This is a genomic window from Sutcliffiella halmapala, from assembly GCF_002019665.1.
In the GTDB taxonomy this organism is placed as follows: domain Bacteria; phylum Bacillota; class Bacilli; order Bacillales; family Bacillaceae_I; genus Sutcliffiella_A; species Sutcliffiella_A halmapala.
Map to the genome: position 1 here is coordinate 2494316 of NZ_KV917375.1, position 18799 is coordinate 2513114.

Genomic DNA, 18799 nt, shown 5'->3' on the forward strand with positions numbered 1-18799 from the left:
AAACTACTACCAAAAACTAATTATGTATAGGTACTCTATATACCTTTTTATTTATCCAATTTGTTCGTTCAGCAACAAACAAATATTCGTATATATATTAACATACATTTTAAAGTTGTCTACGCTCTATTGTATAGCGTTCTTCAGCTCTCGCCAACATTTCTTGTCTTATCGAGAATAAAAATCCTTGTTTTGAGTAACAAAACAAGGACGAAAAGTACTATTTTGTTAAAGCATGCTCCACTTTAATACAACGATCCATGATCACTGTGTAGCCCTTTTCCTTTAATAGTTCATAGGTTTTTTCATCTTCAAGACCAAGCTGCGCCCAATATACATCTGCATCTATTTCTAAAAACTCTTTTGCAACGTCGAATAGATACTCAGATCTACGGAAAACATTAACTATGTCGACGTGCCCTTCTACTTCTTTAAGAGAAGATACTGCCTTTACTCCTAATACTTCCTCCACTACTGGATTGACAGGAATGATTTCATAACCAGCATCTTGCATGGCTTTTGAAACCATGTAGGAAGTGCGCTGCGGATTATCAGATAAGCCTACAACTGCAATTCGCTTGCTCTGTTTTAAGATCTTGCCTATTTCTTCACGACTCGGGTTTGGAACACTCATTTAATAATTCCCCTTTCTATTAAGGTATCTCTGTATGGTATACCCGTTTATATTAAATTTAACAATAGAATTTGATTTGTTCTCCTTATACTTAATTCTTCATTAGATGCAAGAAACCCTTTGCATCTTGTGAATTTTAACATATATTAAAGATAGGAATAATTACATAAAGGAGTTTATGGAATGATCGAACTTATTATCATTATACTTGCTTATCTACTAGGCTCCATCCCCTTCGCGCTACTTGTTGGAAAAATCGGATATGGAATCGATATTAGAGAACATGGTAGCGGAAACTTAGGTGGAACCAATACATTTCGTACGTTAGGTGTGAAAGCCGGACTTATCGTCACGATCTGTGATATTTTAAAAGGAACACTAGCAGCATCTCTACCTATTCTGCTAGCTGCAAATATCCACCCATTACTTGCAGGAGCCTTTGCTGTAGTAGGTCATGTTTATCCGATATTTGCTAAATTTCGCGGAGGTAAGGCTGTTGCAACTTCTGGTGGTGTTTTACTTTTTATAAGTCCATTATTATTTGTAATTATGCTATTTTGTTTCTTTCTTTTCTTGTTTTTAACTAAATATGTATCGCTTTCCTCCATGCTTACAGGTGTCGTTGCAACAATTTATAGCATCGCATTCGGAGATCTACCATTGATTATTGCGGTCTCCTTGTTAACTGCCTTTGTGATTTTTAAACACAGGGCTAACATAGGACGTATTTGGAATAAAACAGAACCTAAGATTTCATGGTTAAACTTGAAGAAGAAAAAGCAAAACAGCTAAAACAATCGCTCAGATTCTAATCTGGGCGTTTTTTTATAGGTGTTTAACTGTTTCCTTTAACGTTTCTTTTTCTGCCTCATCCCACATCGAGTATATTTCAAAAGTACCATCTGCAAAAAAAAGCGGAAAACGTTTCTTGAACCAAGGTTGCATCGGGAGTTCTAATGCCTCTTCGATGGAAACCCAATGTAAATCACCTTCTGGAGGATGTTGTAATAATTCTCCTTCAAATGAGCTTGTAATGTAATTATACACCATATAACGGTAACCTTTCTTAATATCTACATATTCGTCTAATCCCTTGTAGATTAAATTCTTAACCTTAAGCCCCGTTTCTTCCAATACTTCTCGGGTTGCGCCTTCTGTTAGACTCTCTGGAAAATCGACTTTACCACCTGGCCCAATATAACCTGGAAAACCTTTCTTATCTGGTCTATTGATAAGAAGTACTTTATCTCCATTCTGAACTAAACACATCGTATATAGATCTATCTTAATATTTCCTGTCATACTTTTGCCCTCTTTATTAGTTATTTTATTTTGAAGGAGCCACAAGTTCTACCTTTATTCGATCGGGATCCTCAAAAAACACTGCATAATAATTTTCTCCCCCTGCAAAAGGGTGCTTATCCTGATAGAGAATAGGTATATTTCTTTCTCTTAATTTCTCTGTCATTTCATCCACTCTATTTCGAGTACTAACATGGAAAGCTAAATGGTTCAATCCTACTCTACTCCTATGATAGGGTACATCTAAGAATCTTTCCTCAGCTTGCACAAAAACTAGATAGGTCTCTCCTTTCTTCCAGCTTTGCCCTTGCTCCCATTTTTGATAAACCGTGTATCCTAATTCTTCTAGGAGCCACCCCCAATATTCAGTTGATTTCTTTATATTTGACACATATAGCTCTACATGGTGTAAGACACCTTCCATATAATTAACCCTCCTATTTTATGCTTCTTCCATATCGATCTTATTCCAAATTGCAATCCAGTTCTTTTTTCGTAAACGTGCTTGGTAGATTTCCCTACGTTCTTCCGTTTCTTTGAAAAAATCAGTAGGTCGGACCCTTAAGTTTATTACATCATCCAATCCACAAGGAGCAGCAAGTATTAACCTATTATCTAAATCTAGCTTAACTCCTAAAGCCGTTGCTGTCTCTGGGAATTTCGATATGGCATCTATTGATGAAGTATATGGAGCTAACTTGTTCACCGTATGCATTCTTGCCTGATTTTTTACAGACCATGGAATGCAAGGTAGGAGAGCTTTTAATTCTTCTTCTAATACTTTTTCTACTTCTTTAGTAGTATTAAAAGGATCATAGTAAATAACATCAATATCTGGTATAGTTGTCCGTTGGAATTGATGTAGCGTGTCCCAAACTTTAGAGCGGACAAATCCGGCACAAATCCACCAATCGGGTAAGTTTAATGTTTTCACAGCTCTAATAATATCCATCATCCACTCATCATTAATGATAAGTTTTTTCACATCTTCTTCATTGTACAGCATGTTTCCGCCTCTTCCCTATAATGCGAACGTATATTCTTATTATAATAAAAAGGCATTTAGAATGAAAGTGAATTCTGAATATTAGGTGTCTTCTAGTGAATTGGACGAATGGAGAAGGATTTTGGACGAATCTTTGCTCAAATCGGACGAATGTAGAGTAATTTCGGACGAATCCCCACCTAGATTCGACGAATGTACTGTAATTCCGGACGAATCCCCACCGAATCGGACCAATGTCCAATAATTTCCGACGAATCCGCCAGTGAAACAGGCAAATGATAAAAACTAGTGCATCAAAAAACAAGCTACCACATAAGAGCAGCTTGTTTTTGAGTACTTTTTATAAACGAGCGTCTAAAAACGTTAAAATTGCTTGGAAAACCTTAATTTCATTTTCTTTTTTCGAGAATCCATGTCCTTCATCATCGAGTACAAGGTATTCAACTTCTCGACCCTTTTCTTTCAATGCTTCAACAATCTGATCGGATTCCTGTTTTACCACACGCGGGTCATTAGCTCCTTGGATAATGAGCATTGGCTTCGTCATCGTGTCCAAATAGGTCGTTGGAGAATCAACAATAAGTCTATCTTTATCCTCTACCGGATCTCCTACCCATTGCTTCATTATCGGTTTCCAATGCTCTGGGACAGACTCGATAAAGGAGAACAAATTACTTACTCCAAAGATATCGATAACCGCCTTAAAGTATTCAGGATGTCTTCCGTGTAGAAGAAGCGCCATATAGCCACCGTAGCTTCCTCCCATTAAGAAAATTTTGTCACGATCTGCATAGCCATTTTCGATTAACCATTCTAATCCTGTTATATTATCTAATCTAGGGCCGTGTCCCCAGTCTCCTTCCACCATTTTCATGTAATTCAAACCATAATTTGAGGAGCCACGGAAATTCGGAGCAAAAATACTATAGCCACGATTCACAAGAAATTGGAAGTATGACCGGAAAAACTTTCTTTCCGAACTTTGTGGTCCCCCATGAGGCCATAGAATGACATGGCCATTCGTTACTTCTTCCTTAGCTTTGAAAAATAACGCCTCAATTTCTAATCCATCAAAAGAAGGGTACGTTAGTACTTCCGGATCTGATAGATTTTCATCTTCCACTGCTGGAACACGATTATTGGTTAGGGCTTCCCATGAGCCATCCACTTGTTTATACAAATTAGCTGGTTTACTCGCCGTTTTACCTAATACATATACAGTACCGCTCTCTGCGATAATAACTTTGTCAATGATATCTACCGGTGTTTCCACCTTATGTAGTTCCTTTTTCTCCAAGCAGTAAGAATAGAAGGTATCCTCTACCCCTTTGGAAGAAACAAGATACAATTGGTTACCTTTTTTGTCAAAATACATATTAGTGAGGTGTAAATCATGCTCTTCTGTAACCCTTGAGAACGTTTGTGTTTCAAGATTATAGCGTGCAAGATACCCATTATCATCTTCGTAATCAGTCACTAAATAGATAGAAGTTGGATCAGTAAAAATCGCACTATTCACAGTATGTTGTTTCTTCGTTTCAGGCGTTAATAGTACGGATTTTCCATCCTTCACTAAATAGGCTAATGTGTAAGTATTTGCAAAATGCTTTATAATGATAAGACTTTTTTCATCTGCCGCAACATCCACCAAGAAGTTTGGGGCATCTGTGCCTTCCACAATCATTGTTTCTTCTTTTGTTTCTATGTTATAGCAATAAGTATTCAAATAGGTTTGATTATTCTTTGAAGAAGTGAAATACAGTCTTTGGCCATCTTTAGAGAATTTCGGAAGCATATGACGATGTTCTTTATCTACTCGAAGCTCCTCTAATTCCCCGCCTTGATTCGGCAATGCATAAAACTGGGTCAACTCATTTCCATCCTGATCAAAACTCGCTAAAATGTAAGCTCCATTTGGCTCATATTTTAACTCATGGCAGCTCTGATTATTAAATGTTAACGGATAGGGATAGTTGTTCGGTAAATCCATCGCCCACAAGTTATAATGACCTGTTAAATTTGTGCTATAAACTAGCTGCTTTTCATCCGGACTAATGGTGAAATCTTGGATATTGAAAACTTTAAAGAATTGTTCCACTTCTGGTTTTTTAAATGCTAGCATACGTTATTCCCCTTTCAAATCAATTGACTCCTATACTGTACTTCGGGAAACAAATGAAAATCCCTGCAAAAAATTTGAAAATTCGACTTTTTTCCTAGAAAAGGATAACAAAAAGCTGAAAAATGTATTATAGTGGAGGGTAGAAAAGAATAAAAAAGGGGTCAATATCGTGAAAGCTAAATGGAAAATAGTTTTACCTATCCTATTAATCTTAGTAATAGGAACTGCTTTTTCAGCGTTACTACTCAATCAATATAATTCTTCTTCCTCAAAAACAGGGGATTCGATACCTCAGGAAGTAAGAATACACCAGAACAAACAAATGGAAGCACAAGAAAAGGCGTTCCGCACCGAAGCAACGATTTCTGCTGTTGGTGACCTGTTAATCCATAGTACTGTTTATGATGCTGCAAAAACTGGAGAAAGCAGCTACGATTTTAATCCAATGTTAGACCGAGTAAAGGGTTATCTCCAAGACACGGATATTTCCATTGCCAATCAGGAAACAATTATTGGTGGTACGGAAATAGGGTTATCTAACTATCCAAGCTTTAATAGCCCATTTGAAGTAGCGGACGCCCTGCAAAATGCTGGAGTAGATATTGTAAGTATCGCGAACAACCATACGCTTGATCGTGGAGAAAAAGCCATAATGAACGCTATTAATCATTATGAAACAATTGACATGCAATATGTTGGTGGATATAAAAGTAAAGAAGATCGAGCTACACTTCGTACTATTACAAAAAAAGGGATTACCTTCTCCTTCCTGTCCTATACTTATGGCACAAATGGAATCCCTATTCCAGAAGGAAAAGAATATTTCGTGAACCTGATTGATCGTGAAGTAATCGAACGTGATGTAAAAGAGGCTCAAGAAAATTCCGATGTTGTGGTAGTCGCGATGCATTGGGGTGTCGAATACATCTTATTACCGAACAGTGAACAAGAAGACCTGGCAGATTTCTTAGCAGGCTTGAATGTGGATATTGTCATCGGGCATCATCCACACGTTCTTCAGCCAATGAAGTTCTTAGAGCGTCCAGACGGTAACAAGATGTTTGTCGTCTATTCGTTAGGCAACTTTTTATCTGGACAAAAGGATGACTATAAAGATATCGGTGGAATCGTTCAATTAAAAGTGGAGAAATTTGTCGATGGGGATAACACAAAAATTGATATTAAAGTAGATGATTTTATCCCAACCTATGTTTCTCAAGTTAATCCTACAAAATATCATGTTGTTCCATTAAAGGATGCTGCTTCCTTTGGTTTTCCAAATGCAAAAGCGAAAACAGAAGAAATGTTAAACCATATGTATCAATGGCTAGAAGATGAGGAAATAAACTAAATAAAAATAGCTGATGGGCCGAAATCCGTCAGCTATTTTTATTTTTTGTGCTAGATTTCTTCAATTATTGATTTAAAAGAACGTATTCATCTGAAAAATTAGAGTTCGCTTGTCCTCTTAAAATCAGCAATTATTCTTTATTAAACTGAATAAAAATAGAAGTAGTTTTCTTCTTTTACAAAGCCGATTTTTTCATACAATCTCTGGGCATTTACATTATCTTGCGCTGTTTCTAGCAATACTCCAGATGCACCAGTCTCATTTGCAAAAGCAATTGCTTCATTCACGAGCTTCTCTCCGAAACCTTTGCCTCGAGCCTTTTCATTAACAAACAAATCATTTAACACCCATGTTCGCTTCATTTTCACAGAGGAAAAGGTCGGATAAAGCTGAGTAAAACCAACGGCAATTCCATTGTCAAAAGCCAGGAAAATCACAGATTCTTCATTCATTATTCTTTCTTTTAAAAATCCTTTCGCTCCCTCGATATCTGTTTGTTGTTCATAGAAAACTCGATATAAATCGAACAATGCTCCTAATTCTTCTAATTGATCTAAAGTGGCTTTATGTATAGTCATTTCTCTATTTCCCCTTTGTACTATTTATTTTAACCCCTGATAGAAATATGGGATTGTTGTTACTGTTTTAACATCAATATTAGAAATACCTATGTGTTCTCTTGCAACTGATGCATCCATCCATACTACCTCTTCAATTTCCTCTGGTAGCGAAATTTTCACCTCACCACTAACCATCTTCCCTAGAAAAATAAAGAATACTGCATGATGGCCTCTTTTTCGGAAAAACGCTTCTGTAATCCCTACAATGCCATTCACTACCACATTTAAACCAGTCTCTTCCTTGGTCTCTCTTCTTGCGGCTTCCTCTAACGTCTCTCCTTGTTCCACAGCACCACCTGGCAACGTGAAATAAGACGGATCTTCTCCTTCGCCTTTGTTCAACACCATTAGTATTTGGTTCGTTTCCTCGTTATAGAGAAGTACGTAAGCTACATCCACTCGAATCATCATTTTAATCCTCCGAATACCATGAATATTAAGAAATTTTATTGTAAAAAGAGCCAAATACAAGTAGTTGATTGATCTTATTTTGCCACTACTATCCTGCTATGCTGTTCAGTTCTCTGGCTACCTGCTTTAGAAATTAGCGAATCCGCTAAATCAAACACCTTATAATCTATAATTCCTCCAGATTCCGAGTAGAAAAAAGCATGTTCTTTCGGTTTGCCTTCCGTAAGGATATACGGTAAAAAGTATGGCATATTGCTCACCACTTCTGAAGAAGTCTTTATCCATTCTAGCGGCTTCCATTCCAGTTTTCCTTCAGGCCCTTCTAAGAGACTACCTTCTGTATCAGAACCAGTATACACATACATACCACCTTTCTTGTTCCAGGTGACAATCCCTCTAAAAGACAGATCCTTAATAATCAGCCCTGTTTCTTCCCAAGCTTCCCTTAAAATAGCTTCATATGGTATTTCATTTAACTCAATCTTCCCTCCAACCCCATTCCACTTACCTTTATTAGGTGCCTTGTTGCGAAATAGTAATAGGATAGAGTCTCCTTTTGTTATAAAGCAGATCGTGTAAGGTAATTCCAATGTTCTCCCCCCAAGTGGTTTCGTTTGGTTCATATAGTGGAATTTAGTTATAATAAGAAGGTACATATTCCGTATGATTTTTATATAATGGAAACTCCATTATTTTTCAAAAAATTCATGCAATCTAAAAATAAAGGAGTTACAAAAATGAAAATGACAATGGCTCAATCAGCGTTAGACTGGTATAAGCGTGAACTTGAATTAAAAAGCGGTGACAATATTCGCTTTCATGTTCGATATGGTGGATGCAGTACCGTTCAAAAAGGATTCTCTCTAGGAATAATAAAAGAAAATCCAGATCAACCAGCAGCTAGTGTAGAACATGATGGAATTACCTTCTTCGTGGAGGAAAAAGAGGAATGGTATTTTGACGGTCATGATCTCCATATTTCCTTTGACGAAGAATTAAAAGAACCTAAGTTTGATTACGCATAAATCGCTTTAAAGAAAGAATTAGGAAGCATCCTAATTCTTTTCTTCTGGAAAGAAACGATAAATTTGTTCCCATTGATTTTCAGTTTTTAGAATTGCTAATTGTTTGTCTCCGATTAGATCGAAATGAGGGTACTTTTCACGTTTGTGGATCCATTCTTCTTTTAAACCGTAAGAGTTCCCCCATGCAATAAGTTTCTTCAAATCATTACACCCAGCTTTTGTTACGGTATGGATACCCTCGAAGCGTGGATGTACCCAATAATGAGTAATAAACGCCAATTCTCCTCGAGCTACTTGTTGTTTCCACCTTAGCAGTTCATCTCGAGCAATTCCAAAAGCCATGATTATTCTCCTTGTTTTTTCGCGTTTTCATAGGCAATATGCCATTCTGGAAACTTCTTTCGAATGATAATAGGCTTAAAGTTATCCTTTTTCACACAAACATGAGACGAGGTACCGATTAGCGCCACCTCTTCCTTCGGTGTCAAAATTTTATAGCCATACACCACTCTAAATCCGTCGTAAGTTTCAATCCATGTATGTATCGTAGCGACTTCACCATAACGCAGTGACTTTTTATAAGAAACATTTATATCAATGACTGGCGAAATGATGCCATCCTGCTCCATTTGTGCATAAGAAAACCCTAAATCCTTTATCAGTTGCGTTCTCCCAAGCTCCATCCAAACTAAATAATTCGCGTGATACACAACTCCCATTTGATCGGTTTCAGCATATCTTACTTCTATTTCTTTTGTAGATACTAACATATTCTATCCCCCGTTTGCTAAGAAAGTATTTATTTATAATACCATAAATGAATAATCTTCCATATGAAAAACAATCGAAAGAGATAGAAAAGAGGCGGGCACCCTATATGCCCACCTCTTTATAAACTATTGATGTCCGTTTTCCCGAGAACTCGCTTCGTCCTTAATCTCAGCCCTAAAAGCTGCAATACTTTCTTCCCGTCGATGGTTTTTCGCTTCGATAAGCTCTCGTTCCTCTGGACCAGCAAATTGCATCGATTCATGTGCCTCTTCAATATTTTCAATTGTATTTTGTACCATACTCTGTAATTTCTCAACATTGTCACTGCGATCATCCGGATTTGGTTGATGCTGATGTTGGTTGTTTTCAGCCATAACAAAACGCCTCCCATATCTCATGAAGATTAACTACAAGTATTATTGTGTACAGGAAAGGCATTTAAATAACTTGAAAAACATGGGTTTCTATTCACCTTTTGTTTGAATAACTTGTGCGTGCTTGCCTGATTTGTCTTGCATTTGCTTCCCTTTATTGCCTCCCGCTGCTCGCGGCTGTGTACCAATATGGTTTGGGTTAAAATGATTACTACTTCTTTTTGGATTACTCATAAAAACATCCCTCCTACCTTTACTATCTCAAGGAAGAGGGATAATCATAACTAGAAATATTTGAAAGTTATTCGGCTTTATTTAACATCTTCTGTTCTAAGCGGTCTTCGATTTTACGAAGAGCTTCCTCATCTTTTAAAAGTAGCTGCTTATTTTCTAAAACTAGCTCTTCAAAAGAACGTTTACGTATTCTTCTCATAGTATCACCTACTTACTTATTATTGTAATAGTATTAATGTCCAAAATACTTTAAAATTATGATAAATTTCCGACAAATTGATGAGATTTTCATTAGAATAGTGTTCTTGATTAGAAATGAGTGAAATCCGGAGCAATTCATGGGGTAAAAAAAGCTATCTAATTAAGGTATAGCCCTTTTTCCAGGTTTCCAAACAGATAATTATCAAAATTTTTTAAATACAAAATATAAATAACAAAACAGAATATATGTTCTTGTTTTTGTGGGGATTTTCTAATATCATAAAAGTAGTGTAACAAATAATAAAAATATACGAGGGGGAGCTTTTATGGAAAAGGTAAAAGCATATCGTTCTTTTGAAGAAAACTTAGATTTTTTCCTTTCCTTATCTGAACTGTCAGAAGTCGACTTAACGAATCCTATTGCAGAAGGAAAATGGTCAACTAAGGAAATCATTGGACATATTTATTACTGGGATAAATTTATTATCGATACAATGATTCCAAATATGGAAAAGGAAAGCAACTTGTCGAGTTTTCCAGACCATGACTTATATAATGAAAAGGCAATACCATACATATCCAAATACCCTACAACCACAGCGTTAATCAATGAATTTGAAATGACTAGAAGGGCATTACTTGAAAAAATCTCAACCCTTGACCAATCAATAAGCTTTACCATCGGAAATGGTAAACGCAACTATACTCCAGAAAGCTTTATAAATATGTTCGTCAAGCATGACTTACATCATATTCAACAAATAAAAGTGGCCTTAAACTTTTAGAGATTTCCTCCTATCACCAAGTACTTTGTCTACTAGTTTCACGACTATGTTAGAATATATTTGAAAATAAGAAAAATTATATATATGGAGGTAAGTAGTGAAGAAAAAGTTCCTTTATTTCTTGTCCTTTTCATTTCTATGCGCTCTTTGCTTCCTACTTTTATTTAGAAACGGAATCATTCTAGATCACCTTGGACTACATTTAAACTCACCATTTTCTAAGAAAGTAACTGTACCTGATGAATACTCTTCTGTTGACCGGAACAACAACGGAATACCCGATCCCATCGATTTCGTGAAAGCAGCAAGAGTAGAAGTAGAGCAACGAACAAAATATAAAAGTACTTATTATGCTGGTGGGTATCCTCCAGACATAGAAGGTGTTTGTACAGATGTCGTTTGGAGAGCATTTATAGGGGCTAATATCGTGCTTAAGGATCTAATGGATGCAGATATCCTCGACAATACAAAGCTCTATCCTAGAGTTGCTGGAAGTCCTGATCCTAATATTGACTTTCGAAGAGTTCCTAATCAAGATGTATTCTTTCAACGTTTTGCAGATTCATTACCAACTGAATTGATAATTGGTGATGTCAATAACTTAAAGCAGTGGCAACCAGGAGATATAGTCGTTTTCCTAGAGGGGGATTTTGATCATGTGGGAATTGTCTCTGACAAAAGAGCAAAGGATGGTACACCATACCTTCTTCATAATACCTACCCATTTGCTGCAGAAGTTAAATTATCATCCTTTAAATCACCAATCACTGGCCATTATAGATGGAAGTACTGACATTAACTGATTGAAAAAGACGCTAAGGCAAAGTTCTTAGCGTCTACTACCAAACATATGTCTAATTCATTTTATTAATCTGTTCCTCCATCAATTCATATGTCATGGGACCCAGGTGACGATAGGAAACAATTCCTTCTGAGTCAATGAAATAAGTCGTCGGCATTGTAAGCACTTCATAATAACGGAAAAGGTCCACCTCATCTAGAAGAATTGGAAATGTATAACCCCCCTCTTCCACATAAGCCTTTACATTATCAATACTGGTCTCTGAGCTTGTTAAATTCACTGCTAACATAACGACATCCTCTTTGTTACCTTCAGAAAACTCTTGCATTTCGGGCATTTCCGCTCGACAAGGCCCACACCAAGTTGCCCAGAAATTGAGAATTACTTTCTTCCCTTTATAATCAGTGAGCTTAGCCGTTTCTCCGGTTAGTGTAGTTAATTCAAATTCCCTTGCCATCTCGCCTACCTTATTTCCCACAGTAGGATCATCTTCAGAAAAAACTTGAAATAATGCATATCCACTTAAAGCCACTAAAAATACAATAGCTATTATTTTTTTCATGCGTATCTCCATCCTTTTACAAGAAGTACATCATTATAAAGTAGCTTAAAACTATGATCGCAATACTTGGAATTACAATGATGGTCGTTGTTTTAAAATGTATGTTTGATTTGTACATTTTCCAGTAAAAATATAAAATCCCCAGTAAACTTGCTAAATAGATCCCATTTGTTCCTCCAGTAAAGAAGATGAGTCCAAAAGGATTTGTCCAAAGTATGGAAGGTCTAAAGACGAGGATACTAAACTTAAACACTAAAATCCACAATAAAGTAACAGAAAGCAAATGTTGTTCAATTACTTTAAGCCTATCAGGTTCCCTTTTATGTAATATAGCAATATAAAGATATGCAATTAAACAAGAAAAAAGAAGGACAAGAATTGATTTCTTTAGAAGTAGCGGACCAATTTGTATCGCATCCATCGTTGTACATACCTCGTTTACTTTTAATTTAATCATATAGGAACACTTATACGTTATATTCTTGTGTCTATTTTATAACATTTAAAATAAAAAAGCTGATCTCCCTTTTTATCAAAGAGTAGACCAGCTTTTTCACTTCTATTATGCTTTTAGTTTGTCACGTAATACCATTGGAAGGATTCCACCATGACGGTAGTAATCAATTTCAATGTCACTATCAAAACGAACTAATGCGTCAAATTCTTTTTTGTTTCCTTCTTCATCTATTGCAGTAACTTTTACAAAATCACGTGGTTTAACGGACTCATCCACTTGAACTTCAAATGTTTCTTTTCCGTTTAATCCTAGGATTTCAGCGCTTTCGCCTTCTTTAAACTGTAAAGGTAACACACCCATAAGAACTAAGTTACTACGGTGAATTCTTTCGTAGCTCTCCGCGATAACTGTTTTAATTCCAAGTAAGTTCGTTCCTTTTGCAGCCCAGTCACGAGAGCTTCCCATTCCGTAATCTTTTCCTGCTATTACCATTAGGCCAGTTCCATCTTCTTTATACTTCATGCAAGCATCATAGATAGACATCACATCATTTGTTGGCCAATACGTCGTCCATCCACCCTCTGTACCTGGAGCAACCTGGTTACGAATACGGATGTTAGCAAATGTTCCACGCATCATTACTTCGTGGTTACCGCGTCTAGAACCATAAGAGTTGAAATCACGTGGAGCTACGCCATTAGCTTGTAAGTATTTACCTGCAGGCGTATCCTTTCCGATTGAACCAGCTGGTGAAATGTGGTCTGTTGTAACAGAATCCGCAAATTTACCAACAACACGTAGACCATTTAATGGTGCTACCACACCTGGCTCTGGTTGTAATCCTTCAAAGAATGGAGGATTTTGAATGTATGTGGAATCATTATCCCATGTGTAAAGTGCTTCATCAGACGTTTGGATTTCATTCCAACGAGCATTATCATCAAAAACATGCTCATATTCTCTACGGAATAGCTCAGGAGTTACAGTAGTTTTCACTACTTCCTTTACTTCTTCCATGGAAGGCCAGATATCTTTGAAGAATACATCGTTTCCATCTTTGTCTTGACCAAGTACGTCGTTTTGAAGGTCAACGTCAACCGTACCAGTTAGTGCATATGCCACTACTAGAGGTGGGGATGCTAGGTAGTTACCTTTTACTAACGGATGAATACGACCTTCAAAGTTACGGTTACCAGATAGTACAGATGTCACTAGTAAGTCGTTTGCAGCAATTGCTTCTTCAATTTCATCCTCTAATGGACCAGAGTTACCAATACACGTTGTACAACCATATCCAACGATATTGAAACCTAAAGTATCTAGATATGGTAGTAAACCGGAATCTTGCAAGTATCCTGTTACAACCTTAGATCCTGGTGCTAAAGACGTTTTCACATAGCTAGGTACACTTAGTCCCAACTCTACTGCTTTCTTCGCCACTAATCCGGCAGCAACTAACACGTATGGGTTAGAAGTATTGGTACAGGATGTAATAGCTGCTATAGCAATTGCGCCAGTTTTCATTGTTGTTTTTTCACCAGAAGCTAATGTGAATTCTACTTCTTTGTTAATATCAGTAGGTGTTAAACCATAGCCTTGGTTCCCTTGTGGTGCAACTAATGCATTATGGAATGTTTCTTTCATCATCGAAAGTGGAACAAGATCTTGTGGACGTTTAGGTCCAGAAAGATTTGGTTCAATTTCTGCTAAATCGATCTCTACAACGTTAGTGTAGATTGGATCTGCATCTGGGCTAAAGAATAAGCCGTTTGCTTTACAATATGCTTCTACTAGTTTGATTTGATCTTCGTCACGACCTGTTAAGCGCATGTAGTCAAGGGACTCATCATCAACTGGGAAGAATCCACAAGTTGCTCCATATTCAGGTGCCATGTTCGCAATTGTTGCACGGTCTGCAAGTGGAAGTTCAGATACACCAGGACCAAAGAATTCAACAAACTTACCAACTACTCCATTTTTACGAAGTACTTGTGTAACTTTTAACGCTAAATCTGTTGCAGTTGTGCCATTTGGTAAAGTTCCAGTAAGCTTCACACCTACTACTTCTGGTACTGGGAAGTATGAAGGTTGGCCAAGCATTCCAGCTTCTGCTTCAATACCACCTACACCCCATCCAAGTACACCGATACCATTAATCATTGTTGTATGAGAATCTGTTCCAACAAGTGTATCTGGGAATGTTACCAATTCACCATTTTCTTCTACAGCGTGAACCACATTTGCTAAGTACTCAAGGTTAACTTGGTGAACGATACCAGTTGCTGGTGGTACTGCGCGATAGTTGTCAAAAGATTTCTTTGCCCAGCTTAGGAACTTGTAACGCTCTGCATTACGTTCGAATTCGAGCTTCATATTGAAGTCTAATGAATCGAATGAACCTGCTTTATCAACTTGTACAGAGTGGTCAATAACAAGATCCACTGGGATTTCAGGGTTGATTTTATCCGGGTTTCCACCAAGATCAGCCATTGCCTTACGTAAAGAAGCTAAATCTACAACTGCTGGAACTCCTGTAAAGTCTTGTAGGATAACACGAGATGGTTTGAAAGGTACATCTATCTCTCTTTGCTCATCTGTGCCCCATTTAGCTAAATTTTCAACATGCTCTTTTGTAATTACACGACCGTCTACTTGACGTAAAACGGACTCCAATAATACTTTGATGGAATATGGCAGACGAGAAACGTTGCCAACATTTGCATCTTCAAGCGCTTGCAAAGAATAGTAATGATACGTTTTGCCGTTGACATCAAAGGATGCACGTGCGTTAAAAAAATCTTTTTTCGTCATATGTATTACCCCCTGCTACTCATAGTTTAATAGGACTTCGCTATGATTAATTAATAGGCATTGAAAAACAAGCTTTCTATATAGAAAGCGTTTGCGATTGTTTTTCTTTGAGACAAAATACGAGTAATTTCTCCCACCAAATAGTCCTTACGACATTATCTTAATACAACATTTAACATAAGTAAATATCAATAAAGTTATCAAATACAATAAGTTACTCTTATCTTTCATAATATTCCACAAATACATGCATTTCAAACGTTGGGAAAGAATACTAATAGGGAGGTGAAAAAGATGGCAAAAAGAAAGGCAAACCATGTCATTGAAGGCATGAACGCAGCAAGTGCACAAGGACAAGGTGCAGGATATAATGAGGAATATTCCAATGAACCTTTGACAGAAGAACAGAAGCAAAATAATAAAAAACGAAAGAAAAATCAGTAATCGCTCAAACAATAAAATATTATATCAGAGCAAGTGGTTCACGACTGCTTGCTTTTTATTTTGTGACAAGTTTTGAAATCTTATAAAACATTATTGGTTTTCTTTTTTTGATTTTCAGGGAATGTTTGGACGGACGATCTGATGCTCTGTTTTTCCTCCTCCTCCAAATTCATGACCTTAACCTGTCACTCTGATGTCCTCCTTATCCCCCTATTCCATATTCATGACCTCAGTCCGTCGCACTCGTGCCCTGCTTTTCCCCATTATCCATTTTCAGAACCTCCATTGGGAGAGAAAAACTTCGAAAAATAAAAAAACTACCTAACCGATAATCCCCAACAGTTAGGTAGCTTTCGAATATTATTCCTCCAAAGTTCCTTGTTGTAAAATAGTATTCAAATCCTGCTGAAATTGCATAAGTTGAGGACGTTGTGTCTCAGATGCAACCTCTAATGCATTGTTAATTTGTTCCATTGCTTCATTTACTTCATTTTCAAGACGTTTGAAGTCATGACCATAGTCCGGGTCGTTTCTGACAATCGCTTCGTATACATCTCTTGCTTGCTCGGTCCCTTGCTGGGCTGCTTGAAACGCTTGTTGCTTATTTTTATGGTAAGGCATGGATGTTCGCTCCTTTGTAGAAAATTATAGCTCTACCTATACTGCCCATAATCCCAAAAATTATTCCTAAAAACACTCCGAATAAACGCAATGATTTTTCAAAAACTAATAGCAAAGGAGGAGATAATATGAACAAAAATGATCATAAAGATATGAAGAAAAACGCACCAAAAGGAGATCAACCAGGTCAACCTGAACCATTAAGCGGTTCCCACAAGGTAAAGAACCGTAACCATACTCGACAAAAGCATAACTCAAGTCATGATATGTAACTAACCTAAGTAGCTTTATTATTAGAGAGGTTCCCCTTGCTCCATCGTTACAAATCGTATAAACCGTACGATTTTACTTAATGATGCTGCTTGGGGGAAACCATTTCAGAAGAATACCTAATCAAGAAACTCACCAAATTCTTCATCATCATTATTAACCTGGAAACACTTCTTACCACACACTTTTACTACACTTATTTTTGTAAAAGTTTTAATATGAGTTCCTGAATTTCCACTTCCTGAACCAGTAACTCCTGTTTCTTCTGCAATAGGACAAATCTTAAAAATGTTTCCGAAATTCACGACACCACCGCTTACTTCCTTAATAACGACCTTATTAATAAAACAAGCCATCTCCGCCACTCCTTTTTCTTTTAGCGTATGAGGGCATGTTTATGCTTGTATAGGTGGACGTCTTAAACTAACAACTCATTTTTTATAAAATCTTTTGAGATACTCCTGCCAGTCCTCTTCTGTCCACTTTGTTTTATTTTTTTCTTGCAAGAATGCTTTTTTCCATTGTCGTTTCTTGTTTTCTACTTCATTTGCCTGAATACTACTTTGGTTTAAGGCTTGAGCCCGAATCTCATCCAACAAATGGCTTTGAGGCTGGGTTAACCTTGATAAATACGGGTTAAGAACGTTCTTAATAACCTTAGCTAATAAGACTAATGTGAGAAGCACTTTGAAAAATATATGTATAGGTAGAATGACAATAACGATGAAAGTCACTATTAAAAAGCTCCAGAATTTAACTCCCTTACTTTTAATGACATCATCTTTACATTCTATTTTGTTAAGTTCAATTTGGACTTGAAACTTAGATTCAATATGACAATCGACGCAATAAGGTTCGATTTCTTTATTAATGGAATTAAAGCGTTCAGCTAACAGTTTTTTATGTTTCGAGCAATATAAATCCAATGTGAACCTCCAGCATATAACTTTTTATTTTATTATAACAATATTATAGTAAGTTCTGAAAGAAGCAAAAATGATGGTAGTTTATCCAATGGTAGACGCAAAATAAATAAGAGCCAAATCTAATGAATTTTTAGAATTGGCTCTCATTTTTTGAATTATTATAATTCAATTTCCATTTTAAGAATTGGATGCGCTTTTTAGATATGTATAAATAAAATTAATCTTTTCTTTTGCCTTCATGCCCTGGTTTACTATTACAGTTGTATAAATCGTGGTTAAAAACAAACCTACGACAGCTAACCAAAACAATGTTTCCATCTTCTTTTTTACAGTAAACAAGAAAGTTCCTCCCTAATCGTCACTTCCAGTTTTTACACGCGCTAACCAACTTCCATAGGTAATACTTCTATTTGAATACAATATTTTTTGGATAACATGCAGAAAGCTTTCCACTTCACTTTCCGTTAAATGACTAATATCTAACGGAAATGTACTTATTTTATCCACTTCAGAAATTAAATCCTGTAATAGGATCATCCCAGAATCTGTGATTTTCACCTCCTTATATTTAGGACGCTTATCTGGTGTGATAGTAATAAATCCTCTATTCTCCATCGGCTTAATTAACCGTGAAACTGTAGAGATATGCCAACCTCCTAGGTCGCTTAACTCAGACGGTGATAATATTTTGGATTTTGAGGAATACAGCAAAAACAAAACGTGCTGCTGTGCTGGTGATATATTGTGGTTTTTTCCTAGCTCTGCCCATTTTTCCTCTACACAAAAATATAAAGCTCTTATCATCAACAATAAATTCTGCTTCAATAATAAATCCATATTTTTCACCTCACTTGTAAATACAACTGAGAATATTATTTCTCAAAGATAGAAATTTATTCAAAATCACTCAACGCAAAAAGACCCCCTTTTCCCATAACTTAGGGAGGGTGTCTCTATAGTGGAGGATAAAGTTAGACTTATTTAAACTTAAAAATAGCTCAAACCCATGTTATTAAAAAGAGTATCTTTTTTAACTCAAACCTCTAGAGTTCGATAAGATAATAATTAGA

Annotated in this window: 28 protein-coding genes; 7 read left to right on the forward strand and 21 right to left on the reverse strand. The window is 36.5% G+C overall.

From position 1 onward, the window contains the following. Positions 1 to 220: 220 nt before the first annotated feature. The gene (locus BK580_RS12155; protein WP_078380591.1) at positions 221 to 634 is read right to left on the reverse strand and encodes a CoA-binding protein; all 414 of its coding nucleotides are present in this window, start codon (positions 632 to 634) and stop codon (positions 221 to 223) included. A 183-nt stretch (positions 635 to 817) separates the two neighbouring features. Between BK580_RS12155 and plsY the strand changes: the two genes are divergently transcribed. Beyond that, complete coding sequence (gene plsY, locus BK580_RS12160) at positions 818 to 1426, forward strand: glycerol-3-phosphate 1-O-acyltransferase PlsY (protein WP_078380593.1); 609 nt, start codon at positions 818 to 820, stop codon at positions 1424 to 1426. A gap of 33 nt (positions 1427 to 1459) precedes the next feature. On the opposite strand, the gene BK580_RS12165 is transcribed toward plsY, so the two are convergent. The 4 genes from BK580_RS12165 to BK580_RS12180 form a co-directional block, all read right to left on the reverse strand. Continuing rightward, the gene (locus BK580_RS12165) at positions 1460 to 1936 is read right to left on the reverse strand and encodes an 8-oxo-dGTP diphosphatase (RefSeq protein ID WP_078380594.1); all 477 of its coding nucleotides are present in this window, start codon (positions 1934 to 1936) and stop codon (positions 1460 to 1462) included. A gap of 25 nt (positions 1937 to 1961) precedes the next feature. Next, on the reverse strand, positions 1962 to 2360 hold the full coding sequence (locus BK580_RS12170; protein ID WP_078380596.1) for a VOC family protein: 399 nt from the start codon (positions 2358 to 2360) through the stop codon (positions 1962 to 1964). 18 nt (positions 2361 to 2378) lie between these two features. Further along, positions 2379 to 2942 carry a nucleotidyltransferase family protein gene (locus BK580_RS12175; protein WP_078380599.1) on the reverse strand — a complete coding sequence of 188 codons (564 nt, stop codon included), beginning with the start codon at positions 2940 to 2942 and terminating at the stop codon, positions 2379 to 2381. 340 nt (positions 2943 to 3282) lie between these two features. After that, a complete protein-coding gene (locus BK580_RS12180) occupies positions 3283 to 5064 on the reverse strand; it encodes a S9 family peptidase (RefSeq protein ID WP_078380600.1) in 1782 nt (593 codons plus the stop codon). 169 nt (positions 5065 to 5233) lie between these two features. On the opposite strand from BK580_RS12180, the gene BK580_RS12185 reads away from it, so the two are divergent. After that, the gene (locus tag BK580_RS12185; protein ID WP_139364884.1) at positions 5234 to 6415 is read left to right on the forward strand and encodes a CapA family protein; all 1182 of its coding nucleotides are present in this window, start codon (positions 5234 to 5236) and stop codon (positions 6413 to 6415) included. Between the two features lie 140 nt (positions 6416 to 6555). Here the strand turns inward: BK580_RS12185 and BK580_RS12190 are convergent, their stop codons facing one another. The 3 genes from BK580_RS12190 to BK580_RS12200 form a co-directional block, all read right to left on the reverse strand. Next, on the reverse strand, positions 6556 to 6993 hold the full coding sequence (locus BK580_RS12190; RefSeq protein ID WP_078380602.1) for a GNAT family N-acetyltransferase: 438 nt from the start codon (positions 6991 to 6993) through the stop codon (positions 6556 to 6558). 24 nt (positions 6994 to 7017) lie between these two features. Then, positions 7018 to 7443: an NUDIX hydrolase gene (locus BK580_RS12195; protein ID WP_078382755.1), complete on the reverse strand. Its 426-nt coding sequence runs from the start codon at positions 7441 to 7443 to the stop codon at positions 7018 to 7020. Positions 7444 to 7520: 77 nt separating this feature from the next. Continuing rightward, positions 7521 to 8036 (reverse strand): NUDIX hydrolase, encoded by a 516-nt coding sequence (locus BK580_RS12200; RefSeq protein ID WP_169864958.1) that lies wholly within the window; start codon positions 8034 to 8036, stop codon positions 7521 to 7523. Between the two features lie 147 nt (positions 8037 to 8183). Between BK580_RS12200 and BK580_RS12205 the strand changes: the two genes are divergently transcribed. Beyond that, the gene (locus BK580_RS12205) at positions 8184 to 8471 is read left to right on the forward strand and encodes a HesB/YadR/YfhF family protein (protein ID WP_078382756.1); all 288 of its coding nucleotides are present in this window, start codon (positions 8184 to 8186) and stop codon (positions 8469 to 8471) included. A 30-nt stretch (positions 8472 to 8501) separates the two neighbouring features. Here BK580_RS12205 and BK580_RS12210 read toward each other — a convergent pair whose 3' ends face one another. The 5 genes from BK580_RS12210 to BK580_RS12230 form a co-directional block, all read right to left on the reverse strand. Then, positions 8502 to 8813 (reverse strand): hypothetical protein, encoded by a 312-nt coding sequence (locus tag BK580_RS12210; RefSeq protein WP_078380606.1) that lies wholly within the window; start codon positions 8811 to 8813, stop codon positions 8502 to 8504. Between the two features lie 2 nt (positions 8814 to 8815). Then, positions 8816 to 9241, reverse strand: coding sequence for an acyl-CoA thioesterase (locus BK580_RS12215; protein WP_078380609.1), 426 nt, complete (start codon positions 9239 to 9241; stop codon positions 8816 to 8818). Positions 9242 to 9367: 126 nt separating this feature from the next. Next, on the reverse strand, positions 9368 to 9616 hold the full coding sequence (gene tlp / locus BK580_RS12220; protein ID WP_078380610.1) for a small acid-soluble spore protein Tlp: 249 nt from the start codon (positions 9614 to 9616) through the stop codon (positions 9368 to 9370). 90 nt (positions 9617 to 9706) lie between these two features. Beyond that, the gene (locus BK580_RS12225) at positions 9707 to 9850 is read right to left on the reverse strand and encodes an acid-soluble spore protein N (RefSeq protein ID WP_078380611.1); all 144 of its coding nucleotides are present in this window, start codon (positions 9848 to 9850) and stop codon (positions 9707 to 9709) included. A gap of 67 nt (positions 9851 to 9917) precedes the next feature. Further along, positions 9918 to 10049 (reverse strand): FbpB family small basic protein, encoded by a 132-nt coding sequence (locus BK580_RS12230; RefSeq protein ID WP_078380612.1) that lies wholly within the window; start codon positions 10047 to 10049, stop codon positions 9918 to 9920. Between the two features lie 328 nt (positions 10050 to 10377). Between BK580_RS12230 and BK580_RS12235 the strand changes: the two genes are divergently transcribed. Continuing rightward, positions 10378 to 10836, forward strand: a complete 459-nt coding sequence (locus BK580_RS12235; RefSeq protein ID WP_078380613.1) for a DinB family protein — start codon at positions 10378 to 10380, stop codon at positions 10834 to 10836. A gap of 97 nt (positions 10837 to 10933) precedes the next feature. Then, positions 10934 to 11629, forward strand: coding sequence for a DUF1287 domain-containing protein (locus BK580_RS12240; RefSeq protein WP_078380614.1), 696 nt, complete (start codon positions 10934 to 10936; stop codon positions 11627 to 11629). A 61-nt stretch (positions 11630 to 11690) separates the two neighbouring features. Here the strand turns inward: BK580_RS12240 and BK580_RS12245 are convergent, their stop codons facing one another. The 3 genes from BK580_RS12245 to acnA form a co-directional block, all read right to left on the reverse strand. Further along, positions 11691 to 12200, reverse strand: a complete 510-nt coding sequence (locus tag BK580_RS12245) for a TlpA family protein disulfide reductase (RefSeq protein WP_078380615.1) — start codon at positions 12198 to 12200, stop codon at positions 11691 to 11693. A 16-nt stretch (positions 12201 to 12216) separates the two neighbouring features. Next, positions 12217 to 12657: a hypothetical protein gene (locus BK580_RS12250; RefSeq protein ID WP_078380616.1), complete on the reverse strand. Its 441-nt coding sequence runs from the start codon at positions 12655 to 12657 to the stop codon at positions 12217 to 12219. Positions 12658 to 12762: 105 nt separating this feature from the next. Next, on the reverse strand, positions 12763 to 15468 hold the full coding sequence (gene acnA / locus BK580_RS12255; RefSeq protein ID WP_078380617.1) for an aconitate hydratase AcnA: 2706 nt from the start codon (positions 15466 to 15468) through the stop codon (positions 12763 to 12765). A gap of 294 nt (positions 15469 to 15762) precedes the next feature. Between acnA and sspO the strand changes: the two genes are divergently transcribed. Next, complete coding sequence (sspO, locus tag BK580_RS12260; protein ID WP_078380619.1) at positions 15763 to 15912, forward strand: small acid-soluble spore protein O; 150 nt, start codon at positions 15763 to 15765, stop codon at positions 15910 to 15912. A 360-nt stretch (positions 15913 to 16272) separates the two neighbouring features. Here sspO and BK580_RS12265 read toward each other — a convergent pair whose 3' ends face one another. Then, positions 16273 to 16533 carry a hypothetical protein gene (locus BK580_RS12265; RefSeq protein WP_078380620.1) on the reverse strand — a complete coding sequence of 87 codons (261 nt, stop codon included), beginning with the start codon at positions 16531 to 16533 and terminating at the stop codon, positions 16273 to 16275. Positions 16534 to 16661: 128 nt separating this feature from the next. Between BK580_RS12265 and BK580_RS12270 the strand changes: the two genes are divergently transcribed. Beyond that, complete coding sequence (locus tag BK580_RS12270) at positions 16662 to 16805, forward strand: small acid-soluble spore protein P (protein ID WP_078380622.1); 144 nt, start codon at positions 16662 to 16664, stop codon at positions 16803 to 16805. A gap of 117 nt (positions 16806 to 16922) precedes the next feature. Here BK580_RS12270 and BK580_RS12275 read toward each other — a convergent pair whose 3' ends face one another. From BK580_RS12275 to BK580_RS12285, 4 genes are all read right to left on the reverse strand, one after another. Further along, the gene (locus BK580_RS12275) at positions 16923 to 17159 is read right to left on the reverse strand and encodes a spore germination protein (RefSeq protein ID WP_078380624.1); all 237 of its coding nucleotides are present in this window, start codon (positions 17157 to 17159) and stop codon (positions 16923 to 16925) included. A 75-nt stretch (positions 17160 to 17234) separates the two neighbouring features. After that, entirely contained in the window at positions 17235 to 17729 is a 495-nt protein-coding gene (locus BK580_RS12280; RefSeq protein WP_078380625.1) for a hypothetical protein, read from the reverse strand. 177 nt (positions 17730 to 17906) lie between these two features. After that, the gene (locus tag BK580_RS23605; RefSeq protein WP_169864960.1) at positions 17907 to 18068 is read right to left on the reverse strand and encodes a hypothetical protein; all 162 of its coding nucleotides are present in this window, start codon (positions 18066 to 18068) and stop codon (positions 17907 to 17909) included. Between the two features lie 12 nt (positions 18069 to 18080). Further along, positions 18081 to 18566: a MarR family winged helix-turn-helix transcriptional regulator gene (locus BK580_RS12285; RefSeq protein WP_078380626.1), complete on the reverse strand. Its 486-nt coding sequence runs from the start codon at positions 18564 to 18566 to the stop codon at positions 18081 to 18083. Between the last annotated feature and the right edge of the window lie 233 nt (positions 18567 to 18799).

Bases quoted from the DNA above. Each gene is read 5' to 3' on its own strand.
- BK580_RS12170 (WP_078380596.1), bottom strand. From the start codon at position 2,360: ATGGAAGGTGTCTTACACCATGTAGAGCTATATGTGTCAAATATAAAG.
- BK580_RS12270 (WP_078380622.1), top strand. From the start codon at position 16,662: ATGAACAAAAATGATCATAAAGATATGAAGAAAAACGCACCAAAAGGA.
- BK580_RS12265 (WP_078380620.1), bottom strand. From the start codon at position 16,533: ATGCCTTACCATAAAAATAAGCAACAAGCGTTTCAAGCAGCCCAGCAA.
- BK580_RS12285 (WP_078380626.1), bottom strand. From the start codon at position 18,566: ATGGATTTATTATTGAAGCAGAATTTATTGTTGATGATAAGAGCTTTA.
- BK580_RS12190 (WP_078380602.1), bottom strand. From the start codon at position 6,993: ATGACTATACATAAAGCCACTTTAGATCAATTAGAAGAATTAGGAGCA.
- BK580_RS12225 (WP_078380611.1), bottom strand. From the start codon at position 9,850: ATGAGTAATCCAAAAAGAAGTAGTAATCATTTTAACCCAAACCATATT.
- BK580_RS12180 (WP_078380600.1), bottom strand. From the start codon at position 5,064: ATGCTAGCATTTAAAAAACCAGAAGTGGAACAATTCTTTAAAGTTTTC.
- tlp (WP_078380610.1), bottom strand. From the start codon at position 9,616: ATGGCTGAAAACAACCAACATCAGCATCAACCAAATCCGGATGATCGC.
- BK580_RS12205 (WP_078382756.1), top strand. From the start codon at position 8,184: ATGAAAATGACAATGGCTCAATCAGCGTTAGACTGGTATAAGCGTGAA.
- BK580_RS12210 (WP_078380606.1), bottom strand. From the start codon at position 8,813: ATGGCTTTTGGAATTGCTCGAGATGAACTGCTAAGGTGGAAACAACAA.
- BK580_RS12230 (WP_078380612.1), bottom strand. From the start codon at position 10,049: ATGAGAAGAATACGTAAACGTTCTTTTGAAGAGCTAGTTTTAGAAAAT.
- BK580_RS12245 (WP_078380615.1), bottom strand. From the start codon at position 12,200: ATGAAAAAAATAATAGCTATTGTATTTTTAGTGGCTTTAAGTGGATAT.
- BK580_RS12215 (WP_078380609.1), bottom strand. From the start codon at position 9,241: ATGTTAGTATCTACAAAAGAAATAGAAGTAAGATATGCTGAAACCGAT.
- acnA (WP_078380617.1), bottom strand. From the start codon at position 15,468: ATGACGAAAAAAGATTTTTTTAACGCACGTGCATCCTTTGATGTCAAC.
- BK580_RS12195 (WP_078382755.1), bottom strand. From the start codon at position 7,443: ATGATTCGAGTGGATGTAGCTTACGTACTTCTCTATAACGAGGAAACG.
- sspO (WP_078380619.1), top strand. From the start codon at position 15,763: ATGGCAAAAAGAAAGGCAAACCATGTCATTGAAGGCATGAACGCAGCA.
- BK580_RS12275 (WP_078380624.1), bottom strand. From the start codon at position 17,159: ATGGCTTGTTTTATTAATAAGGTCGTTATTAAGGAAGTAAGCGGTGGT.
- BK580_RS12250 (WP_078380616.1), bottom strand. From the start codon at position 12,657: ATGATTAAATTAAAAGTAAACGAGGTATGTACAACGATGGATGCGATA.
- BK580_RS12235 (WP_078380613.1), top strand. From the start codon at position 10,378: ATGGAAAAGGTAAAAGCATATCGTTCTTTTGAAGAAAACTTAGATTTT.
- BK580_RS12165 (WP_078380594.1), bottom strand. From the start codon at position 1,936: ATGACAGGAAATATTAAGATAGATCTATATACGATGTGTTTAGTTCAG.
- plsY (WP_078380593.1), top strand. From the start codon at position 818: ATGATCGAACTTATTATCATTATACTTGCTTATCTACTAGGCTCCATC.
- BK580_RS12175 (WP_078380599.1), bottom strand. From the start codon at position 2,942: ATGCTGTACAATGAAGAAGATGTGAAAAAACTTATCATTAATGATGAG.
- BK580_RS12155 (WP_078380591.1), bottom strand. From the start codon at position 634: ATGAGTGTTCCAAACCCGAGTCGTGAAGAAATAGGCAAGATCTTAAAA.